Source organism: Bradyrhizobium altum, from assembly GCF_020889705.1.
Taxonomy (GTDB): domain Bacteria; phylum Pseudomonadota; class Alphaproteobacteria; order Rhizobiales; family Xanthobacteraceae; genus Bradyrhizobium; species Bradyrhizobium altum.
Genome location: NZ_JACMYP010000162.1, coordinates 1 through 20952, shown reverse-complemented (window position 1 = coordinate 20952; position 20952 = coordinate 1). Strand labels below are relative to the sequence as shown.

15 protein-coding genes are annotated in these 20952 nt (G+C 65.7%); 3 read left to right on the top strand and 12 right to left on the bottom strand.

Annotated elements, in window-relative coordinates:
- Positions 1-134: 134 nt before the first annotated feature.
- From H8B02_RS31075 to H8B02_RS31065, 3 genes are all read right to left on the bottom strand, one after another.
- The gene (locus tag H8B02_RS31075; RefSeq protein ID WP_229169719.1) at positions 135-584 is read right to left on the bottom strand and encodes a hypothetical protein; all 450 of its coding nucleotides are present in this window, start codon (positions 582-584) and stop codon (positions 135-137) included.
- Between the two features lie 17 nt (positions 585-601).
- The gene (locus H8B02_RS31070; RefSeq protein ID WP_229169718.1) at positions 602-2200 is read right to left on the bottom strand and encodes a GMC family oxidoreductase; all 1599 of its coding nucleotides are present in this window, start codon (positions 2198-2200) and stop codon (positions 602-604) included.
- 139 nt (positions 2201-2339) lie between these two features.
- Complete coding sequence (locus tag H8B02_RS31065) at positions 2340-3563, bottom strand: cytochrome P450 (RefSeq protein ID WP_229169717.1); 1224 nt, start codon at positions 3561-3563, stop codon at positions 2340-2342.
- A 236-nt stretch (positions 3564-3799) separates the two neighbouring features.
- Here H8B02_RS31065 and H8B02_RS48645 point away from each other — a divergent pair, with 236 nt between their 5' ends.
- Both H8B02_RS48645 and H8B02_RS31055 read left to right on the top strand, forming a co-directional pair.
- The gene (locus H8B02_RS48645; RefSeq protein WP_229169716.1) at positions 3800-4195 is read left to right on the top strand and encodes an NAD(P)-binding protein; all 396 of its coding nucleotides are present in this window, start codon (positions 3800-3802) and stop codon (positions 4193-4195) included.
- Complete coding sequence (locus H8B02_RS31055; RefSeq protein ID WP_229169720.1) at positions 4087-5433, top strand: flavin-containing monooxygenase; 1347 nt, start codon at positions 4087-4089, stop codon at positions 5431-5433. Before H8B02_RS48645 ends, H8B02_RS31055 begins: the two co-directional genes overlap by 109 nt.
- A gap of 330 nt (positions 5434-5763) precedes the next feature.
- On the opposite strand, the gene H8B02_RS31050 is transcribed toward H8B02_RS31055, so the two are convergent.
- The 7 genes from H8B02_RS31050 to H8B02_RS31020 are packed head-to-tail and all read right to left on the bottom strand — an operon-like array spanning position 5764 to position 17008.
- Positions 5764-9078, bottom strand: a complete 3315-nt coding sequence (locus tag H8B02_RS31050; RefSeq protein WP_229169715.1) for an acetyl-CoA carboxylase family protein — start codon at positions 9076-9078, stop codon at positions 5764-5766.
- A 17-nt stretch (positions 9079-9095) separates the two neighbouring features.
- Positions 9096-9980 carry an ABC transporter permease gene (locus tag H8B02_RS31045; RefSeq protein WP_229169714.1) on the bottom strand — a complete coding sequence of 295 codons (885 nt, stop codon included), beginning with the start codon at positions 9978-9980 and terminating at the stop codon, positions 9096-9098.
- The gene (locus tag H8B02_RS31040) at positions 9977-10933 is read right to left on the bottom strand and encodes an ABC transporter permease (RefSeq protein ID WP_229169713.1); all 957 of its coding nucleotides are present in this window, start codon (positions 10931-10933) and stop codon (positions 9977-9979) included. The genes H8B02_RS31045 and H8B02_RS31040 overlap by 4 nt, the downstream gene beginning before the upstream one ends.
- A gap of 3 nt (positions 10934-10936) precedes the next feature.
- Entirely contained in the window at positions 10937-12484 is a 1548-nt protein-coding gene (locus tag H8B02_RS31035; protein ID WP_229169712.1) for an ABC transporter substrate-binding protein, read from the bottom strand.
- On the bottom strand, positions 12481-13503 hold the full coding sequence (locus tag H8B02_RS31030; RefSeq protein WP_229169711.1) for an ABC transporter ATP-binding protein: 1023 nt from the start codon (positions 13501-13503) through the stop codon (positions 12481-12483). The genes H8B02_RS31035 and H8B02_RS31030 overlap by 4 nt, the downstream gene beginning before the upstream one ends.
- Positions 13500-14576, bottom strand: coding sequence for an ABC transporter ATP-binding protein (locus H8B02_RS31025; RefSeq protein ID WP_229169710.1), 1077 nt, complete (start codon positions 14574-14576; stop codon positions 13500-13502). The genes H8B02_RS31030 and H8B02_RS31025 overlap by 4 nt, the downstream gene beginning before the upstream one ends.
- Complete coding sequence (locus H8B02_RS31020) at positions 14576-17008, bottom strand: CaiB/BaiF CoA transferase family protein (protein ID WP_229169709.1); 2433 nt, start codon at positions 17006-17008, stop codon at positions 14576-14578. The genes H8B02_RS31025 and H8B02_RS31020 overlap by 1 nt, the downstream gene beginning before the upstream one ends.
- A 245-nt stretch (positions 17009-17253) precedes the next feature.
- On the opposite strand from H8B02_RS31020, the gene H8B02_RS31015 reads away from it, so the two are divergent.
- Positions 17254-18390: a mandelate racemase/muconate lactonizing enzyme family protein gene (locus H8B02_RS31015; RefSeq protein WP_229169708.1), complete on the top strand. Its 1137-nt coding sequence runs from the start codon at positions 17254-17256 to the stop codon at positions 18388-18390.
- A 230-nt stretch (positions 18391-18620) separates the two neighbouring features.
- Here H8B02_RS31015 and H8B02_RS31010 read toward each other — a convergent pair whose 3' ends face one another.
- Together H8B02_RS31010 and H8B02_RS31005 are read right to left on the bottom strand one after the other, a co-directional pair.
- On the bottom strand, positions 18621-19856 hold the full coding sequence (locus H8B02_RS31010; protein ID WP_229169707.1) for an ABC transporter substrate-binding protein: 1236 nt from the start codon (positions 19854-19856) through the stop codon (positions 18621-18623).
- A 107-nt stretch (positions 19857-19963) separates the two neighbouring features.
- A partial coding sequence (locus H8B02_RS31005; RefSeq protein ID WP_283842260.1) for a hydantoinase/oxoprolinase family protein occupies positions 19964-20952 on the bottom strand: 989 nt, incomplete at its 5' end.

The following is a 20952-nucleotide window of genomic DNA, read 5'->3' as shown; positions in this document are numbered from 1 at the left end:
GCGAAGCAAATCGGGTGAGGGGCCGCAGCTCCAATGAGGGACCGTAACCCCTCACCCGGCGCTATGCGCCGACCTCTCCCAAGGGAGAGGTGAAGCTCCGCCGTCGGTGCCGATCAGCCTAATCTCATCAGGCCCTACAGCGCCCGCCGCAACGTGCCGCCACGCTCCCGGACCGGATCGAGCAGCGACCAGTCGCCGTCCGGCAGCACGTGGCCCTTCGGGAACGGCGCGCGCAGCTCGAGGCCGAGCGAGCGTAGCACGCGGTCGTCGCGGTAGTAGCATTGCAGCACGACGCGGACGAGCGTGGCCGCTGCGGCGCCGCCATGGCTACGAAACTCCTGCGCCACCGCATCGCGGCTGGCATCGCCGAGCTCGGCGAGCGGCTTGCCCGCAAGCTTGGCCAGATGATTCAGCGCCTGCGCGACCAGCGCGGTGTCGCGGCCGAGCGTTGCGAGCATGTCGGCCTGGATCGCGGCATCATCCGCGCCGGGCACCTTGTACTCGGCGCTCTCGGGAACGATCATCGCAGCGATGGTGCAGAGATCGGCGCGCTGGGCTGCGGTCAGTTGTTTGCTATCGGACATGTCGGTCTCTGGCGGTCTCAGTCGAACAGATTGGCGAGGCGCTGCTTCATCTGGTCGGCGATGTAGAGCGCGAGAGCCTGGATGGTGGAGGTCGGGTTCACGCCACCGGAGGTGACGAAGATGCTGCCGTCGACGATGAAGAGGTTCTTGACGTCGTGCGAGCGGCCCCATTCGTTGACCACGGAGCGCGCCGGATCGGTCCCCATCCGCGCGGTGCCGAGCAGATGCCAGCCGCCCCAAGGGATCGGATCGTTGATGCAGATGTCGGTGGCGCCGGCGGCCTCGAGAATCTCGCGGCCGCGCGCCAGCCCGTGGTCCATCATCTTCCGGCTGTTCGCGCTGATCGTGTAGTCGATCCTCGGCGCGGGGATGCCGTGGCTGTCCTTCAGGACCGGATCGAGCGTGACGCGGTTGTGCTCCTCCGGCAAATCCTCGCAGATCGCCGACACCGCAAGGCGATGACCGTTGAGCTTGCGGAAGACGCGGTGATGATCCTTGCCCCAGGGCAGGATGCCCTTCTGCTCGCTCGCGACCGCCTCGAACACCTGCCCGGCGCCGCGGCCGAACTGGATGCCGTAGCCGCGGACGAAACCGCGCGACAGGTCCGTGTCGTAGAACTCCTTGCTCCACAGGCAGGTCGGCGGCGCGCGGTTGCTGTCGGTCGGCTCCTTCACGAAGCCATAGACCTGCGCATAAGGGTGGAACATCAGGTTCTTGCCGACCAGGCCCGACGAATTGGCAAGCCCATTCGGGAATTTTCCCGACACCGAATTGAGCAGCAGCCGCGGCGTGCCGACGCCGTTGCAGGCGATGATGACGACCTCGGCCGGCTGGAATTGCTCGACGCCGTCCTTGTCGTAGTAGACCACGCCAGACGCCATGCCGTGCTCATTGGTCAGGATCTCGCGCACCCGGCAATGGGTCTTGAGCTCGACCCCGGCGCGGATCGCGTGCGGCCAGTAGGTGATGTCGGTCGAGGCCTTGGCGCCCTGCGCGCAGGCCGGCGTGCAGTGGCCGAGATTGATGCAGCGCGCCCTGCCCTCGTAATCCATCGTCGCGACCGTGGTGTCCGACGGCCACCAGTGCCAGCCGAGCTTGTTCATGGCCTTGCCGATCAGCGGGCCGGATAGCCCGAGCGGCTGCTGCGGCATCGGTGGATGGCTGAGCGGCGACAACGGATCGCCCGACAGGCCCGAGACGCCCATCATGCGATCGTTCTCCTCGAAGAACGGCATGAGCGCGTCGTAGTCGATCGGCCAGTCGTCGGCGACGCCGTCGAGCGTCTTCACCTTGAAGTCGGACGGATGCAGCCGCGGCCAGTGCGCGGTGTACATCACGGTCGAGCCGCCGACGGCGTTGAAATTGACGACCTTGATCGGCGAATTGTCGTCATTGATCGGGTAATCCTCGGGCCGCTTGCGGATGTTCGGGCTGGACGACCACTCGCCGTAGAATTTCGCCTCCCAGTCGCGCCCGGTGCTCGGATATTCGGCAGGGTTCATCCAGCCGCCCTGGTCGAGGCAGAGGATGTGCATCTTGGTATCGGCGAGGCTCCAGGCTATCGCAGCGCCGGAGGCGCCGGCGCCGATAATCAGGACGTCAACGGGATCGTTCATTCCGATTCCTTGTTCTTGATGATCCCGTCATTCCGGGATGGTCCGAAGGACCAGACCCGGAATCTCGAGATTCCCCCATGCACGGTTGTGCATCTGTGGTTCGATGCTTCGCATCGCCCCGGAATGACAAACCACAACTTCAATTCACGATTCTCACCGGCAAGCTTCGTATACCGCGGATGAAATTGGAATAGAGCCTTTGCGGCGGGCCCATCAGCTCAAAACGCAGATCGCGCGCCAGAACCTCCTCCCAGAGGATGCGCAATTGCTGCTCGGCGAGGCGATCGCCGACGCAGCGGTGGACACCGGCGCCGAAGGCGAGATGCTGGCGCGGCTTGGTGCGGTCGATGATGAATTCGTCTGCGCGCTCGATCTTGTCCTCGTCGCGATTGCCGGAGATGTACCACATCACCACCTTATCGCCCTTCCTGATCCGCTTGCCGGCGAGCTCGACGTCGTTGCGCGCGGTGCGGCGCATGTGCAGCACCGGCGTGTGGTAGCGGATGGTCTCCGACACCAGGTTTGGGATCAGCTCGCGCCGGGCGCGGACCAGCTCAAACTGCTCGGGATTCTCGCACAGCGCCATCAGCCCGGCGGACATCGAGTTGCGCGTGGTGTCGTTGCCGCCGACGATCAGGAGCCCGATCGTGCCGATGAACTCGCGCGGCTCCAGATTCCGCGTCGCTTCCGAATGCGCCAGCATCGAGATCAAATCGAATGTCGGCGGCGCGTCGATCCGCGCGTCCCATAGCTTGCGAAAACATTCTCCCATCTTGACCAGCTCGGCGGTGCGTTCAGCCTCCGAATGCACCACCGCGTCGGGGGACTCGACGTTGGCGATCGCGACATCCGACCACCAGGTCAGCTTGGCGCGGTCCTCGGCGGGGAAATCGAACAGCGTCGCCAGCATCATGTTGGTGAGGTCGACCGAGACCCGCTCGGCCCAGTCGAAGGTCTCGTTGCGTGGCAGCGCATCGAGCACGGCGGCGGTGCGCTTGCGGATCAAGGCATCGAAATTGGCGAGGTTCGACGGCGCCACGATCGGCGCCACTGTGCGGCGCTGCGCGGTGTGGCCGGGCGGGTCCATGCGGATGAAGCTCCGCCGCTCCTGCCCCTTGGGCTGGTCAGCGACCTGGATACCGCCGAGCTCGGAGGCCGAGGAATAGTTCTGGTGGTCCAGCTCGACCGCAAAGATGTCGTCGTAGCGCGTCACCGACCAGTACGGACCGTAGGCCGAGGCCTCACAATAATGTACCGGATCGTCGCGGCGGAGCTGCGCGAACAGCGGCCGCCAGGTGTCATCCTGATAAAGCCGGGGGTTGCTGACGTCTGTTGACGTCGGCCTGCGCAGCGCCTCTCCCATCGCTTCACTCCCGCTGGTTCCGTCGCCGCTTGGCGGGCGATCGTCCTTGTCGGGCCGACGATAGAGGCAATCCCGCGGTCGAGTAAAGCCGCGGCGCGGACAGTCCGCCGCGCGGAATGCGCGCAGGCGGGCGAACCCGGCAAATCGCGATAGCAGCCCCGCGCTTCGATGTTTGTCGGAAGCAGTGATACCGGCTAGCCTTGCCGGCAATCAACCGGATCAGGGAGCAGCGACAGGTGGCCGCATCGCGCCAGGACAACAACGCCCAGACGGTTGCGCTGGATTACGACGTCATCATCATCGGCGCCGGCCTGTCCGGCATGTATCAGCTTTACCGGCTGCGCGAGCTCGGCCTTTCGGCGCGCGTGTTCGAGGCCGGCACCGGTGTGGGGGGCACCTGGTACTGGAACCGCTATCCCGGCGCGCGCTTCGATTCCGAAAGCTATTCCTACGGTTACTCGTTCTCGAAGGAGCTGCTCGCGGAATGGGAATGGTCGGAGCATTTGCTGGCCAGCCCGAGACCTTGCGCTACTGCAACTATGTCGCCGACAAATTCGACCTGCGCCGCGACATCCAGTTCGAGAGCCGCGTCACGTCAGCGATCTACCAGGACGAGGCGCGGAGCTGGCTGATCACGCTGGAGAGCGGCGCGCGGCATAGCTGCCGCTTCCTGATCACGGCGATCGGTCCGCTGTCGACACCGACCCTGCCGCGCGTCGCGGGCATCGACGATTTCAAGGGGCAATCGTTCCACACCGCGCGCTGGCCGAAACAGCAGGTGGATTTCACCGGCAAGCGCGTCGCCGTGATCGGCACCGGCGCGACCGGCATCCAGACCATCCAGACCATCGCCGGCGAGGTCGGCCACCTCACCGTGTTCCAGCGTACCGCCAACTGGGCGGCGCCGCTGCACAACGGCAAGATCGACGCCGAGACGCAAGCCAGGATTAAGGCCGGCTATCCCAAGATCTTCGCTCGCTGCAAGGAGACCTTCGCCTGCTTCGTACACACGCCCGATCCGCGCGGCGCGTTCGAGGTGAGCGACGAGGTGCGCGAGGCGTTCTACGAGAAGCTCTATGGCGAGCGCGGCTTTGGCATCTGGCAGGGCAACTTCAAGGACATCCTGATCGACCGCAAGGCGAATGCCACGATCAGCGACTTCGTCGCGCGCAAGATCCGTGAGCGCGTGAAGGACCAGGCGGTCGCCGAGAAGCTGATCCCGACAAATCACGGCTTCGGCACGCGGCGGCTGCCGCTCGAGACCTTCTATTACGAGGTCTACAATCGCGACAATGTCGAGCTCGTCGATCTGATGCAGACGCCGATCGAGCGGATCACGCCCGAGGGCATCCGGACCACCGACAAGGACTACGCCTTCGATATCATCATCTACGCCACCGGCTTCGACGCCATCACCGGCAGCTTCGACAAGATCGATATCCGCGGTGCCGGCGGCGTGCGGCTGAAGGAGAAGTGGACGCACGGCCCGGAAACCTATCTCGGGCTGATGGTCGACGGCTTCCCCAACATGATGATGCTGATGGGCCCGCACACCGCGCTCGGCAACATCCCGCGCAGCATCGAATACAGCGTCGACTGGGTCACCGGCCTGCTCCGGTTCGCACAAGAGAAAGGCCTAACCTTCCTCGACGCCACCCCCGAAGGCACCGCCGGCTGGACCGATCACGTCAAGGCGCTCGGTGTCGGGCTGCTGTCCAACGAGGTCGATTCCTGGATGACCGGCATCAACCGCAACGTCGAAGGCAAGCAGACCCGCATCGTCGCCCGCTACAGCGGCAGCGCGCCGGCGTATCGTGCGAGGTGCGATGACGTGGCTGCGAAGGGATATGCGGAGTTGCGCTTGGGGTAGCGCGCGGTCGTTCAGTGATGCGAGGCGCCTACCCATCCACCGCCGTCGTCCTGGCGAAGGCCAGGACCCATAGCCACCGCATTCACTGATGAACGGGATCGCGGCCCCAGCGTCGCGCAACAATCAATATTTGGGGTAATGGGTCCTGGCTTTCGCCAGGACGACACCGTGTTTGTTGCACGATCCGCGCGTCACATGCCAAGAGGTTTGCCACGTCGGGCAACTCAGCACCGTAGGATGGGTAGAGCGCAGCGAAACCCATCAATTGTACCGCGGATGAGGATTTGATGGGTTTCGCTTCGCTCTACCCATCCTACGCATCGAACTTCGCTACCACGCATCGATGCACGGACGCTTGCGATGCGTGCGCGGCTCGGGCTTCGGCACCGAGCGGAGGCCGGCCATGATCCAGTGGCGGGTATCGGCGGGGTCGATCACCTCGTCGATCTCGAGCACCGAGGCGATCGAGACTGCCTTGCCGTTGGCATAGAGCTCGGCGACCTTGGTCTGGAAATACTTCTCGCGCTCCACCGAGTCCGCGATCGCCTCCATCTCCTTGCGGAAGCCGAGACGGACGTAGCCCTCGAGGCCCATGCCGCCGAATTCGCCGGTCGGCCACGCCACCGTGAAGAACGAGGCGTGGAAGCCGCCGCCGATCATCGATTGGGCGCCGAGACCGTAGCCCTTGCGCAGCACGACGCCGAACAGCGGCACCGTGATGCTCGCGCCGGTGACGAACATCCGCGCGACGTGGCGCACGATCGCGGTCTTCTCGGCCTCGGGGCCGACCATGAAGCCCGGCGTGTCACACAGCGAGACGATCGGGATGTCGAAGGCATCGCACAGCTGCATGAAGCGCGCGGCCTTGTCGCCGGCCGCGGCGTCGATCGCGCCGCCGAGATGCTTCGGATTGTTGGCGATCAGGCCGAACGGTTTTCCTTCGATGCGGATGAAGGCCGTGATCATGCCGACGCCGAAATCGCGCCGGATCTCCAGCACCGAGCCCTCGTCGGCCATCAGGTCGATCACATTGCGGATGTCGTAGACCCTTAGGCGATTCTCCGGGATCGCGCGGCGCAGCAGCCGTTGGTCCGGCGCCTTCCAGTCCTGCACCGCGCCCTGGAAGTAGGACAGATATTTCTGCGCGACCGCCGTCGCCTCTTCCTCGTCCTCGACCAAAATGTCGATCACGCCGTTCGGCGACTGGAACGAGACCGGGCCGACCTCGGCCGGATGATAGACGCCGAGCCCGCCGCCCTCGATCATCGCCGGACCGCCCATGCCGATCGAGGCATTTTTGGTGGCGATGATGACGTCGCAGACGCCGAGCATCGCGGCGTTGCCGGCGAAGCAATAGCCCGAGACCACGCCGACGACGGGCACCAGGCCGGAGAGCTTGGCGAACTGCACGAAGGACGGGCCGTCGAGGCCGGTCATGCCGAGCCGGTCGGTATCGCCGGGCCGGCCGCCGCCGCCCTCGGCATAGAATACCAGCGGCATCCTCCACTGCTCGGCAAGGCCGAGCATGCGGTCGATCTTCTTGTGGTTCATATGGCCCTGGGTGCCGGCGAGCACGGTGTAGTCGTAGGAGATCACCATGCAGCGCGCGCCGTCGGCGCCGAAATCCCTGGCGTTGACGGTGGCGACACCGGCGATCAGGCCGTCGGCCGGCGTGTTCTTGATGAGGTCCTCGACTTTGCGGCGGCGGCGTTGCGCCGCGATCGCGAGCGAGCCGTATTCGACGAACGAGCCCTCATCGACCAGCTGCGCGATGTTCTCGCGCGCGGTGCGCTGGTTGGTCTTGCGGCGGCGCTCGACCGATGCCGGGCGGTTCTCGTCCAGCGTGATCGCCTTGCGCGCGATCAGCTCGCCGAGGTCCGGGCGGATGTGATCGAGATCGATTGCCGCCGCTTCCTCTGCGGTATGTCCGTCGACTTCGGCCGGCTCGAGGAACAGGATCGGCTCGCCGTGCATCAGGGTGACGCCGGGCCCACCGGCGATCTTGGTCACCCGGCCGCCATGCGGCGCCGTGACGAGATGCTCCATCTTCATCGATTCCAGCACCGCGATCTGCTGGCCGGGACGGACCAGATCGCCCTCCACGACCTCGATCGCCACGATGGTGCCCTGCAGCGGCGCGGGCACCGGGAGCGATCCCTCCGGCGCCGCTTCGGCGGCGACGGACTTGGTCGCCGCCGGCTCGCCCACCTCGATCAAGGGCGCGGCGAGATCGCTGGCCGTGCCGACCAGCGCCGCAACATGGGTATCGATGAAGTTGGTGCTGATCTTGTTCCTAGCAAAACTCTGGTGCGCCAGGATCGCGCCGAGGAACGGGATGTTGGTGGCGACGCCGCCGATCCGGAATTCGCGCAAGGTGCGCGACGCCTTGTGCACCACGTCGGTCCATTTTTGGCTCGGCGAATGCACGATGACTTTTGCCAGCAGCGAGTCGAACGCGGCGCTGGTCCTGTAGCCGGAATAGCCGAACGTATCGACGCGGACGCCGGGGCCGGACGGCAGGTCGAACACGCTGAGCGTGCCGCCGGTCGGCTTCGTCACGCCCTTCTCGTCCATCACCTCCATGTTGACGCGCAGCTGCATGGCATAGCCGCGCGGCAGCGGCACCGCGGCCTGTGCGAGCCCGAGCGAAGCCAGCGTGGCGCCGGCGGCAACGGCAAGCTGCGACCGCACGAGGTCGATGCCGAGCACCGCCTCGGTGACGGTGTGCTCGACCTGAAGCCGCGGATTGGCCTCGATGAAGGCGAAGGCGCCCTCGCCTTCGCCCTTGCTTTCCTCTGCCTCGTCATCGACCAGGAATTCGAAGGTGCCGAGATTGTCGTAGCGCGCAGCGGAGGCGAGCTGCTTTGCCGCCTCGATGATGCGCGCGCGCAGGCTCTCACTTAATGACGGGCTCGGCGCCACCTCGATGAGCTTCTGGTTGCGGCGCTGGATGGTGCATTCGCGCTCCCAGAGATGGCTGATCGCACCATGACGGTCGCCGATGATCTGCACCTCGATGTGGCGGGCCTTGCGGATCAGCCGCTCGACATAGACCGCATCGTTGCCGAACGCCGCCTTGGCCTCCGACTGGCAGCGCGCATAGGCTTCATCGAGCTTCGCCAAATCCTCGACCACGCGCATGCCGCGCCCGCCGCCGCCCGCGATCGCCTTGATCATCACGGCGGCATTGGCGCCGAGCGAGGTGAAGAAGGCTTTTGCCTCGTCCAACGTCGTTGCGCCTGACGTGCCGGCGATGATCGGCACGCCGCATTTTTTCGCCAATGCCTTCGCCTTGGCCTTGTCGCCGAACAGATCGAGCGCCTCCGGCGACGGGCCGACGAAGGTGATCTTCTCCTCGGCGCAGCGCCGCGCGAGCTGGGTGTTCTCGCTGAGGAAGCCATAGCCCGGATGCAGCGCGTCGCAGCCGGTGGCCTTGGCCGCCGCGATGACAGCCTCGATATCGAGATACGCCCGCGCGCCGCGGCCGGGGATCTCGTGGCTCGCGTCGGCGGACCGGACATGCAGCGAGGCGGCATCGTCGGCGGGATAGATCGCGACCGTCGCGATGCCGCTCTCGGCCGCGGCGCGGGCAATGCGGATCGCGATCTCACCGCGGTTAGCAATCAGCAATTTCTTGAACGACATGATCATTCCACCAAAGGTCAACGATCCTTCATGGTCGGATCGAGTACGACACGCAAGGATTCCCCGAGCGCATTGAACGCCAGGGAGACGACGAGAATGGCAAGGCCCGGCGCATACATCTGCTCCGGGGCGATTTCCATGTATTGATAGGCGCGCGCCAGCATGGCGCCCCAGCTCGGGTCAGGTGGCTGGATGCCGAGGCCGAGGAACGACAGGCTGGCTTCGGCCAGGAGCGCCGCGGCGAGCAGCAGCGTCACCTGCACGATGACCGGTTGCAGCGTGTTCGGCAGTACGTGGCGCCACAGCACATGCCAGGTCGGCGCGCCAAAGCCCCTGGAGGCGTCGACATAGAGCTCCTGCCGCACGATCAGGGTGCGGGCGCGGACGATGCGCGCCAGCGCCGGAAACATCGTGATGCCGATCGCGATCATGCCGTTGGTAAGCCCAATGCCGAGCGCGCCGGTGACCGCAATCGCCAGCACGATGGCGGGGAACGACAGGAAGGTGTCGATGATCCGGCTGATGATGTCGTCGATCCAGCCGCCGAAATAGCCGGCGATCAGGCCGACCGGCAGCCCGATCATAACCGCGACGCCGACCGCAAGCAGGCTGGCATAGACGGTGGCCGGCGCGCCGTAGATCAGGCGCGAGAAGATATCGCGGCCGAGATCGTCGGTGCCGAGCAGATGTAATGGCCCCGGCGGCGCCAGCATGTTGTTGACGTCCTGCGCGGTGGGCGCATAGGGCGCGATCCAGGGCGCGCCGATCGCCACGATCACGAGCACCGATAGCACCAGGATCGACAGCGCGGCGCGCAGATCGCCGGCGAGCCAGCGCAGGAAACGCCGAAGTCGGGTCGGCTTGGCCGGCATCTTGAGCGGAGCGAGCGCCGTGTCGGTCATTGCTCGATCCTCGGATCGACCGCGGCACACAGCAGGTCGGTGATCAAATTCACCGCGATCACGACCACCACCATGGTGAAGACCACACCTTGCACGATCGGGAAATCGCGCTGGATCGCACCGCGCACGATCAGGCTGCCGAGGCCGGGAATCGCGAACACCGCCTCGATCACGACGGTCGCCGCCAGCATGCGGTTGACCAGCAGGCTGATGATGGTGAGTAGATTGACGCCGACATTCTTCAGGCCGTGCTGCCAGAGGATGCGGGACATCGACAGCCCCTTGGCATGCAGCGTGCGAACATATTGCGACGACAGCACCTCCAGCAACGCGCCGCGCAGCTGGCGCGCGACCTCGGCCATGCCATAGGCCGCGATCGCGATGGCCGGCAGCAGCGCGTGCCGGATCGCATCGATCGGCGAGGCGCTGAAGGATTTTGCGCCGGTCGCCGGCAGCCAGTTCAGCTTCAGCGAGAACTCCGCCACCAAAATCATCGCGAGCCAGAAGCCGGGCACCGCGACGCCGAGCGAGGCAATCATGCTGATCAGCTTGTCGACCCAGCCGTTCGGTTTGATCGCGGCCATCACGCCCATCGGAATGCCGGTGACCAGCGCCAGCACCAGCGCGATCACGACGATCAGCAGCGTATTCGGGAAGGCGCGGCCGATCGAGACCGCGACCTTCTCGCCGGTCAACAGCGATTGCGAGAGATCGCCCTGCGCGACATGGCCGAGCCAGGCGCCATATTGCACCAGGAACGGCCGGTCGAGGCCGTAGATTGCCCTGATCTCGGTGATCCGCGCGTCGGTGGCGTTGTCGCCCGCCAGCGTGACGGCGATGTCGCCGGGCACCAGCTTGAGCAGCGCGAACACCATGAAGGTCGCGAGCAGGATCACGGGGAGCGCCTGCACGAGCCGGCTGCCGATGACCTTGACTGGTGACCGTCGTGCCATGGTTCAGCCTTCGAGCCAGACGTCGTCGTATTTCGGCTTGCCCAGCAGATTGGGCCGATAGCCCTGCACCTTCTTGTTCATGGCGACCAGCTCGAACTGGAACGCCAGCGGCACGACGAAGGCGTTCTCCATCACCAGCCGCTGCACAATGGAGAAGGCCTTGCGCCTGACATCGATATCTTCCGACGCGCGCGATTCCTTGATCGCGGCTTCGAGCTCCGGAGGCACCGGCGCACGGCCGCCATTGTAATAGGCGTCCTTGGTGAACATCAAAGAATAGGTCAGGCTCGGGTCGGGCCGTCCGGTCCAGGCCGAGAGCAGTCCCGCCCCCTTCTTCTCCGGACCGAAGAACGCGGCAGAGGCCTCCGCGATCGGGGCATTGACGAACCGCACGTTCATGCCGGCCTTGCGCAACTGCTCGATCAGGATCTCCTGACGCTGCACCGAATCCTGGTCCGGATAGCCGCCGACCTCGATCGGGGTGCCCTCCTTGAAGCCAGCCTCGGCGAGCAGCTTGCGTGCTTTGTCGGGATCGTAGGGATAGAGCTTGGCGACCTCGGCATCATAGGCCCAATGCGCCTTCGGCAAGTTCATGTAGGCAGGCTCCGCGAGGCCGGCGAGCGCGGCCTTGACGAAGGACTCGCGGTCGATCGCGAAGTTGAGCGCCTGGCGAACCTTGACGTTGTCGAACGGCGGCTTGGCCCAGTTGAGGAAAATCTGGAGCACATAGAGCGTTGGGCCGTGCACCACCTTGACGCTCGAGGCGCGTTCGATGATAGCCTTCTGCCGCGGCGGCAATTGATAGATCAGATCGTTCTGCCCGGCGGTGACCGAGCGCGCGCCGGTGGTGAGCTCGGGAATGATCGAGAACTCGATGCCGTCCGGCCAAGGCCGGTCCGGCTTCCAGTATTTCTCGTTGCGCTTGACCACGATCTTCTCGCCGTCGGCCCAGCTCACGAAGGCGTAGGCGCCGGCGCCGACCGGCTTGCGGGTCACGACGCCGCCCTCGGCCGCCTTCAGCGCCGTCGGCGACACCATCATGCCGGCGCGATCGGAGAGGATGCCGGGCAGCGCGGTGTCCGGCGTCTTCAGCTTCAAGGTGACCTGCTGCGGACCGGTGACCTCGACCGAGGCGACCGACAGCAGGTCGGCCTTGATATTCGACTTCGCATCGCCTCGGTTGCGATCGAGGTTGAACTTGACAGCTTCCGCATCGAGTGGGGTGCCGTCATGGAAGGTGACGCCGGCGCGGATGTTGAGCACCAGCGTATTGGGATCGGTGAACTTCCAGCTTTCGGCGAGCCCCGGCTTCGGCTTCAGCGTCTCGAAATCCCATTCGACCAGCGTGTCGTACATCGTGAATAGGAAGGCGTGGTCAGAGCCGGCGCCGCCGGTTGCCGGATCGAGGCTCGACGGGTTGGCCGGCGCAGAGATCCGCAAGGTGCCGCCCTTCTTCGGCGCGGCTTGCGCGAATGCACTGCCGCCGAGCGTGGTACTGGCCAGCGCGCCCGAGATCAGCGCCATGGCCTCGCGTCGTGTCGTCATTGTCATGGCGTTGTCTCCAGTGTGTTAGGCGAAAAATTCGGGCGGTCGGCGAAATGGCAGGCCACCCAGTGATCGGGCTTCAGCTCGCGCCACTCCGGCACGCGGTCGATGCAGAGCGGCTGCGCATGCGGACAACGGGTGCGGAAGCGACAACCCGAGGGCGGATCGATCGGGCTCGGCACCTCACCTTGCAGCACGATGCGGCTCTCCTCCCGCATCGCCGACGGCAACGGCCGCGGCTCGGCCGAGAGCAGTGCGATGGTGTAGGGATGCAGCGGGCGCTCGGCGACCTCCTCGGTCGGCCCGAGCTCGACGAACTGGCCGAGATACATCACCGCGACGCGCTCGCTGATATGCGAGACCACGGCGAGATCATGGGTGATGAAGACGTAGGTCAGCCCGAGATCGCGCTGCAGATCGGCAAACAGATTGAGCACGTCGCCGCGGATCGACATGTCGAGCGCGGCCACCACCTCGTCGCAGACGATCAATTTCGGCTTCAGCGTCAGCGCGCGGGCGATCACGACGCGCTGCTTCTGGCCGCCGGACAGCTGGTGCGGATAGCGCTCGCCGAATTCCTGCGGCAGCCCGACGCGCTCCAATGCCTCCCGCGCCTGCCGCTCCCGCTCGGCCCGGCTGCCGACGCGGGCAAGCTCCAGCGGCTCCAGCACCGAAGCCAGGATCGTCATGCGCGGATTCAGCGCGGCGTTCGGATCCTGGAAGATGATCTGGTAATCGCGGCGATGGCTTTGGAATTCCCCGCGCGACAGCGCCAGCGGATCGATGCCGTCATGCAGGATGGCACCGGCGCTGGGCTTCAGCAGAAACACCAGCGCGCGGCCGATCGTGGTCTTGCCTGAGCCGGACTCACCGATGATGCCAAACGTCTCGCCGCGGCGGACGTCGAAATTGACGCCATCGACCGCCTTCACGGTGGCGCGGCGGTCCGAGGTCTGGAAGCGGACCTGGAGATCGCGCACCGATACGATGGGCTCGCCGCGCCGTTCAGCGGATGCTGCGCTCATTGCGTCGCGACCTTCGCAGCAGCCGGCGTATCGGGTGGATGCAGCGCGCCCGGCAGATTGAGCTCGGCAAAGCGCCAGCAGCGCACCTTGCGGCCGCCACCGGCATCCTGCAGCTTCTGCTCCGTTTCGCAGCCCTTGGCCGCATGGGCGCAGCGGGCGCGGAAGCGGCAGCCGGCCGGCATCTCGGCGATCGACGGCACCCGGCCCGGGATCGACGGCAGCCGGCCATGGCGTGGACTCAAATGCGGCAGTGAGCGCAACAGCCCCGACGTATAGGGATGCAGCGGCCGCACCAATGCCTCGTCGACCGTGGCGTCCTCGATCACTTCGCCGGCATACATCGTGATCATCCGTGTGCAGGTCTCGGCGACGACGCCGAGATCATGGGTGATCAGCATCAGCGCAGTCTTCGAGGTCTCGCTGATGTCGCGCAGCAGTTCGAGGATCTGCGCCTGCACGGTGACGTCGAGTGCGGTGGTCGGCTCGTCCGCGATCAGGAGCTGCGGCCCGCAGATCAGGCTCGCCGCGATCATCACGCGCTGGCGCATGCCGCCGGAGAGCTGGTGCGGATAATCGTCGATGCGCCGCTCGGGCGAGGCGATACCGACGCGGCGGAGCATCTCCAGCGTCTTGGCGCGTGCTTCCTCGTAGCTGACATCGGTATGGACGCGCAGCGTCTCCGCGATCTGGTGGCCGACGGTGAAGACCGGATCGAGCGCGCTCATCGGCTCCTGGAAGATCATCGCGATCCGCTTGCCCCTGATCGCGCGCATCTGCCGCGCGCTGCAGGAGGCGAGATCGGTGCCGTCGAACAGGATCTTGCCGTCGAGCCCGGCAAAGTTGCCCGGCAAGAGGCGCAGGATCGACAGGCCGGTGATGGTCTTGCCGCACCCGCTCTCGCCGACGATGCCGACGCGCTCGCCGGGCGCGATGTCGAAATCGATCCGGCGCGTCGCCTGCCAAATGCCCTGCGACGTCTTGAAGCGGATGCCGAGCCCGCGCACGGACAGCAGCGGCCGCGCGCCGTCGCGCGCACCCTCCGCCTTGCGCTGTGCCGGCTGGCCTGCCTCCATCAACCCGCCGCCCGCTTCTTCTCTTTCACCAGCTGCTCCTCCATCAGCATCTCGGTGCCGATGATGCCCTCGCGGCTGAGCTCCTCAAGCTCGGCGTCGGAAAGGCCGAGCATGCCGGACAGGATCTCGCGGTTGTGCTCGCCGAGCGTCGGCGGCACCGAGCGGATCGCAAAGGGTGCATCGCCCTCGCGGAACGGCATCGACGGCTGCGGATGCTTGCCGATGAAGGCACGGTCGACTTGCTGGATGAAGCCGCGGGCGTGGAGCTGCGGGTCCTGCAGCAGATCGATCGGCAGCCGCGCCACGCCGGAGGCGATCCCGACGGCCTGCAACGCAGCCATCGCCGCATCGGCATCGCGCGCCGAGGTCCAGGCCGTGATCGCAGCCTCGATCTCGGCCTCGATGGCGCGGCGGCCCGCGGCCGTTTCGAGCGCCTTGTCCGTCGCCCAGTCCTCGCGGCCGAGCAGCCGCGCGAGTCTTGGCCACGTCGCGTCATCCGGCACCGCAACCACGATCCAGTCGTCCTCGCCATCGCAGCGAAAGCAGCCATGCGGCACGAGGTCCGGATGGCGGTTACCGTATTTCACGGGTGGCTTGCCGTCGATCGAATGCGCGACGATCCAGGGTGCGGCGAACGGCATCATGCACTCGATCTGCGCGAGATCGATGAACTGGCCCTGCCCAGTCAGCCGGGCGTGGATCAGCGCGGTCAACACTGCGGCAGCGCCGTTGAGGCCGCCGACGGCATCGCCGAACGCGGTGTGACTCATCACAGGCGGGCCACCGGGATCGCCCACCACGCTGGGCAGGCCGGAGCCCTGCTCCAATGTCGAGCCGTAGGCGCGGCAGTCGCGGTGCACGCTGCCGGCGCCGAACGCCGACATCGACATCATCACCAGCTTCGGATTGATCTTGCTCAGCACGTCGTAGCCGAGGCCGAGCTTGGGCAGCACCTCGACCGAATAATTGTCGACCACGAGATCGGCATCGGCGAGCAGGCGCTTCGCCAGCGCAAGCCCCTTCGGCCGGGTCAGATCGAGCGTGATGCCGCGCTTGTTGCGGTTCATGATGCAGTAGCGCACCGACTTCTCGTACATCTGCTCCAGCACATAGACCGGGCGGCGGTCGACGCCGCGCCACCAATCCGGATACTGGGTCGCCTCGATCTTGATGACGTCGGCGCCGAGATCGGCGAGCGTGCGGGTACAGATCGGCCCGGCCCAGCCCATAGAGAAGTCAACGACGCGGATGCCCTCGAGCGGCAGGCGACCGGTCGGAGCCGGCTTCGGCGCCGGCACGCGCGGCGTGGCCTCGAGCCTTGCCTGCTGCTCGCCGAGATCAGGCACGCGGCCACCGCGCAGCGGTGGCGTTGCCATCAGCCGCTGCATCGTGCCTGCGCTGAAACCGGTCTCGTCACCAACCGTGATCGGGACGATCGTGCCGCGAGCGCGCTTCTCTTCATCGGCAATGAGATCCGCGATCTCCGGCACCGGGACGATCGGGATCTTGCGCTTGAGACCCTCGGCGAACCATTCCTGCGCGGTGCGCTGCTTCAGCTTCGGCAGGATCTTGCCTTCGATCTCGGCGACGCGTTGCAGCCGGTCGACGCCCATGACCAGCGTCGGATCGTCGCGCAGATCGGTGAGCCCAAGCATCTCGCAGAACGCGCGCCATTGCGCCGGGGTCACCGTGGTGACGCCGAGCCAGCCCTGCTTGGTCTCGTAGATGCCGACCGGAAAGGTCGGCCAGAACCGGTTGACGCCGATCCGCCGCATGATGTCGCCGCGCTGGAACGCCTCGAACATGATGTATTCGGTGACGGCGATGCTGGCCTCGAACAGGCTGAGATGGCTGCTGCGCCCGCGCCCGTCCTGCATACGGCCGAGCACCGACGAGACGGCCGCGATGAAGCCCCACAGCCCGCCGAGAATCCCGGTCTGGAAATCCGGCGCGTGCATCGGCGGCCCCTGCTCGGGTCCGACCAGCTTCACGAGCCCGGTCAGCGCGCGGATCGTGGAATCGGTCGCGGCGAAACCGACGTACGGACCGCGATCGCCAAACCAGCTGAGGTCGAGATGGACCAGGCCCGGATTGTTCCGCTTGATCACATCGAGATCGATGCCGGGACAATTGGCCGCATCGATGCCTCGCCCATCGAGCAGGATGTCGCAGCCGGCAATCAACTCGCGCAGGCGCGATGTAGCGCCCGCGTCGTTCTGGTCGAGCACGACACTCGACTTGTTGAAATTGAGAAACGCAAACCATGCGCTGTGCCCCTGCGGCGTCAGCGGTGCGGTGCGGCGAAGCGGATCGCCCGCGGGCGGCTCGACCTTCTGCACATCGGCGCCGAAATCAGCGAACAGCCGCGCGCAATAGCTCGTCGCCGCTGCGCTTCCGATCTCGACTATCCGCAGATGCGACAACGCACCCATCACGCTTCCTCGCGACAAAATGACTAGCCGATGCCATCGGCTGATTCAGCTTCTTGTTGCGTGAACTTGAAGCCGCGCCGACTGTGTGATGCAAGTGGAATTTTCTTCCGCTTGACGGAATTCGCTGGATTGCCGCAGCACTTTGCAACAAGCGTGCGCTGACGGTCTGCCTCCGTGCGGTTGACGCATTGCTCGATCCGCTATTGTGCTCTCTTCAACACCAACAACAGTCCGGGCAGGAAACCATGAGCAAATCCACCACAATCAGTAGCGTCGAGACGCTCGCCTGCGATGCCGGCTGGCGGAATTATCATTTCGTCAAGGTGACGACCACGGACGGGCTGGTCGGCTGGAGCGAATATGACGAGGGCTTTGGCGCCCCCGGCGTGACCGCGGCGATCGAGCGGCTGTCGGCGCGAGTGGTGGCGCTGGCGCTCGGGGCCATCGAGAACGCGCTGCTCGACGTCAAGGCCAAGGCGCTCGGCGTGCCCTGCTACGACCTGCTTGGCGGCAAGATCCGCGACCGCGTGCGGGTCTACTGGTCGCATTGCGCGACCTGGCGCATCAATCATCCGGACTGGTACAAGCCGCCAATTAACGATCTCGACGGCGTCAAGGCGATCGGGGCCGAGGTACGCGAGAAGAAATTCTCGGCGATGAAGACCAACATCTTCGTCTATACCGACGGCAAGCCGCAGGGCTGGCGGCCCGGCTTCGGCTCGCCGTTCCAGCCCGAGATCAATATCGACCGCAATGTGCTGCGCAATCTCTGCATGCATCTGGAGGCGATCCGCGACGGCGCGGGGCCGGATGTCGATCTCCTGCTCGACCTCAACTTCAACGCCAAGACCGAGGGGTATCTCAAGATCCTGCGCGCCATCGAGAAGATGGACATGTTCTGGGTCGAGATCGACACCTTCAACCCGCAGGCGCTCGGCTATATCCGCCGCCAGAGCCCGCACCCGATCTCGTCCTGCGAGACGCTTTTGGGCCTGCGCGAATTCCTGCCCTATTTCACCGAGCAGGCGATGGATGTCGCGATCATCGACACGCCGTGGAACGGCGTCTGGCAGTCGATGAAGATCGCCGCGGCCGCCGAGCATTTCGAGGTCAACGTCGCGCCGCATAATTTCTACGGCCATCTCTGCACCGTGATGAACGCGCATTTCTGCGCGGCGGTGCCGAACCTGCGCATCATGGAAACCGACATCGATCGGCTGGCCTGGGACCACGAGCTGTTTACCCACGTGCCGGAGTTCGTCGACGGCCATCTCGTGATCCCGGATCGTCCGGGTTGGGGCACCGAGCCGAGCGAGGAAGGCCTGCGCGCCCATCCGCCGCAGAACAAGGGCGGGCTGCTGAATTACGGGCTGAAGAAGTAGCGCTTATCGCCAACAACACCACTGTTGCTCCGTCATCCCCGCGCAAAGGCTTCGCCTTTGTCGCTGGAGGTGCGAGCCTTGCCGCGCACTTGCGCCGCTGGGCGAGCCTCGAAGGATGCACGGCCACAGTGGGGCCGTCGACCCTTCGAGGGCCGCTGAAGAAGCGGCCACCTCAGGGTGACGGTGATAGAGCGACGAGCTTCGCATACAGCGAAGCAATTCGGTGCCCCTCAATTATCCTCCCGCACCGGCGTGAATGCGCTCTCGATCACGTCGCCGATCGGCTGCCAGGCATTGCCGTCGAACTGCACCAGCCGCATCTGCTTGATCGGGCGGAAATCCTTCGGCCCGGTGTTGATCACGATCCCGGGCAGCGCGATCGGGCTCTGATAGTCCTTCAGCGAGGCGGCCTGCCGCATGATGTTCTCGCGCGACAGGTCGTCGCCGCACTGGCGCAGCACCTGCATCAGCGTGTCGGCGGCGGCATAGCCGAACACGGCATAGATGTCGTCCTTGTCGCCGTCGGGATAGTACTTGTCCATGAAGGCGTCCCACGCCTTGATCTGCGGATCGTTCTTCCAGGAGGCGTCGCCGGCGTCCTTCAGGAACGAGGTCGAGATCACGCCGAGCGAGTTCTGCAGGCCCGCCGGCCGCAATGCGCTGGCGATCGAGGCCGACGCGTTGTCGAGGATGAACACCGGATGCCAGTCGAGATCGGCGGCGACGCGGATCGCGCGCGCCGCGATCGCCGGCGCACCGTCGAACACCAGGATATCGGCGCCGGAGCCCTTCAGGATTCCGATCTGGTTCTGGATCGCGGTCTCCGACGCGTCGAAGGCGAGATCGGCGACGATCATGCCCGCGGTGTCGCCGAGCCCCTCCTGCAACCCCTTGAACAGATCGCGGCCGAACTGGTCGTTCTGCCACAGCACCGCGATCTTGCGCGACGGATAGGCGGCCTGGATGTAGTTGGCGTAGATCCGCCCCTCGGCGCGGAAGGTCGGCTGCCAGCCCATGGTCCACGGAAAGGTTTTCGGATGCGCCCACTCCTCGTCGCCGGAGGCGACGAACAGCTGCGGGATGTTCTTCTCGTTGAGGTACTTCCGGACGGCGAGATTGCTCGGCGTGCCGAACGAGCCGAACATCAACAGCACGTCCTGTTTCTCGACCAGATCGCGGGTCTGCTCGATTGCGGTCTTCGGATTGGAGCTGTCATCGACCGAGACGAACCTGACCTTGCGGCCGTTGATGCCGCCATGCTCGTTGATCATGTCGAAATAGGCGGCTTCCGCCCGCCCGATGGTCGCGAAAGCCGCGAGCGGCCCCGTGTAGGGCATGACATTGCCGACACGGATCTCGGTATCCGTCTTCGCTTCGGGCCCCTGCTGCGCACGCAATGGAGACGCCGCGAGCATCGCTGCAAGGACAAGGGATATCGAAAGCACGGTTTGTCTTTTTGTTTGCATCAACATCGCCACAAACGCCGGCAGCAGCCGGCGCTCCCTCCCGAGGACGCGACCTTATCGCCCAAGCCAATGCCGGGAAAATGAAATGTTGATGGCGGAGGCGGACCTCAGCGCAATGTTATGTCGAGCCAGCCCAGCGGGTTGACCGCGACACGATCGCCGCTGTCGACCAGAACCGTCGTGGTTTCGGCCTCAATGATCGCGGGACCGGCCAGCGCATAGCCCGGCTTGAGATCGTCGAGCGCATAGACCGGTACCTCGCGCCAGGCGCCGAACCAGGCCTGCCGCTTGCCGCGCGGCGTGCAGGGTGCGGCCGACGCGGCCTCACCGACATCGCCACCGCCGCGCGCCACCTTGCCGACCGCGGCGACACGGGCGTTGACGAACACCACCTCCTGCCCGCGCGAGGCATAGGTGTAGAGTTCCTCGTGGCGGCGATGGAAGCGCTGCTCGATCTGCGCCACGAGGTCAGCGGCGCCGAGATCGAGGTCGCCGAGCGGTACGTCGATCTCGAACACCTGCTCGCCGTAGCGCATCTCGGCCGAGCGCTCGATCGCGATGTCGTCCTTGAACCAGTCGCGCAGCCGCCCGGCGGCCTGCTCCTCCAGCGCGGCGAACAGCGCCTTCACCTCATCGGCGGAGATCCGTCCGGTGCCGTAATGGGTGCGGCTGACCTCGTAGCGCAAATCGCTGGTCAGCATGCCCCAGGCCGAGAGCACGGAAGCGACCGTCGGCACGATGATGCGCTTGATCTCGAGCTCGCGCGCGACCTCGGCGGCATGCATGCCGGCGGCGCCGCCAAAACTGAGCAGCGCGAATTTGCGGGGATCGACGCCGCGGCGCAGCGTCATCAGGCGGATGCCGTCGGCCATCTTCAGATTGATCATCTTGTAGATGCCGGCGGCCGCCTCGATGCGCGACAGCGCGAGTGCCTCCGCAATGCGATCAACCGCGGCTTCCGACGCCGCACGATCGAGCGGGCGCGCGCCGCCCATGAACGCCGCGGCATCGAGATAGCCGAGCACGACATTGGCATCGGTGACGGTGGCAGCTAGGCCGCCGTTGCCGTAGCAGGCCGGGCCCGGCACCGAGCCCG

Bases quoted from the DNA above. Each gene is read 5' to 3' on its own strand.
- H8B02_RS31075 (WP_229169719.1), bottom strand. From the start codon at position 584: ATGTCCGATAGCAAACAACTGACCGCAGCCCAGCGCGCCGATCTCTGC.
- H8B02_RS31070 (WP_229169718.1), bottom strand. From the start codon at position 2,200: ATGAACGATCCCGTTGACGTCCTGATTATCGGCGCCGGCGCCTCCGGC.
- H8B02_RS31065 (WP_229169717.1), bottom strand. From the start codon at position 3,563: ATGGGAGAGGCGCTGCGCAGGCCGACGTCAACAGACGTCAGCAACCCC.
- H8B02_RS31050 (WP_229169715.1), bottom strand. From the start codon at position 9,078: ATGTCGTTCAAGAAATTGCTGATTGCTAACCGCGGTGAGATCGCGATC.
- H8B02_RS31045 (WP_229169714.1), bottom strand. From the start codon at position 9,980: ATGACCGACACGGCGCTCGCTCCGCTCAAGATGCCGGCCAAGCCGACC.
- H8B02_RS31040 (WP_229169713.1), bottom strand. From the start codon at position 10,933: ATGGCACGACGGTCACCAGTCAAGGTCATCGGCAGCCGGCTCGTGCAG.
- H8B02_RS31035 (WP_229169712.1), bottom strand. From the start codon at position 12,484: ATGACAATGACGACACGACGCGAGGCCATGGCGCTGATCTCGGGCGCG.
- H8B02_RS31030 (WP_229169711.1), bottom strand. From the start codon at position 13,503: ATGAGCGCAGCATCCGCTGAACGGCGCGGCGAGCCCATCGTATCGGTG.
- H8B02_RS31025 (WP_229169710.1), bottom strand. From the start codon at position 14,576: ATGGAGGCAGGCCAGCCGGCACAGCGCAAGGCGGAGGGTGCGCGCGAC.
- H8B02_RS31020 (WP_229169709.1), bottom strand. From the start codon at position 17,008: ATGGGTGCGTTGTCGCATCTGCGGATAGTCGAGATCGGAAGCGCAGCG.
- H8B02_RS31015 (WP_229169708.1), top strand. From the start codon at position 17,254: ATGAGCAAATCCACCACAATCAGTAGCGTCGAGACGCTCGCCTGCGAT.
- H8B02_RS31010 (WP_229169707.1), bottom strand. From the start codon at position 19,856: ATGCAAACAAAAAGACAAACCGTGCTTTCGATATCCCTTGTCCTTGCA.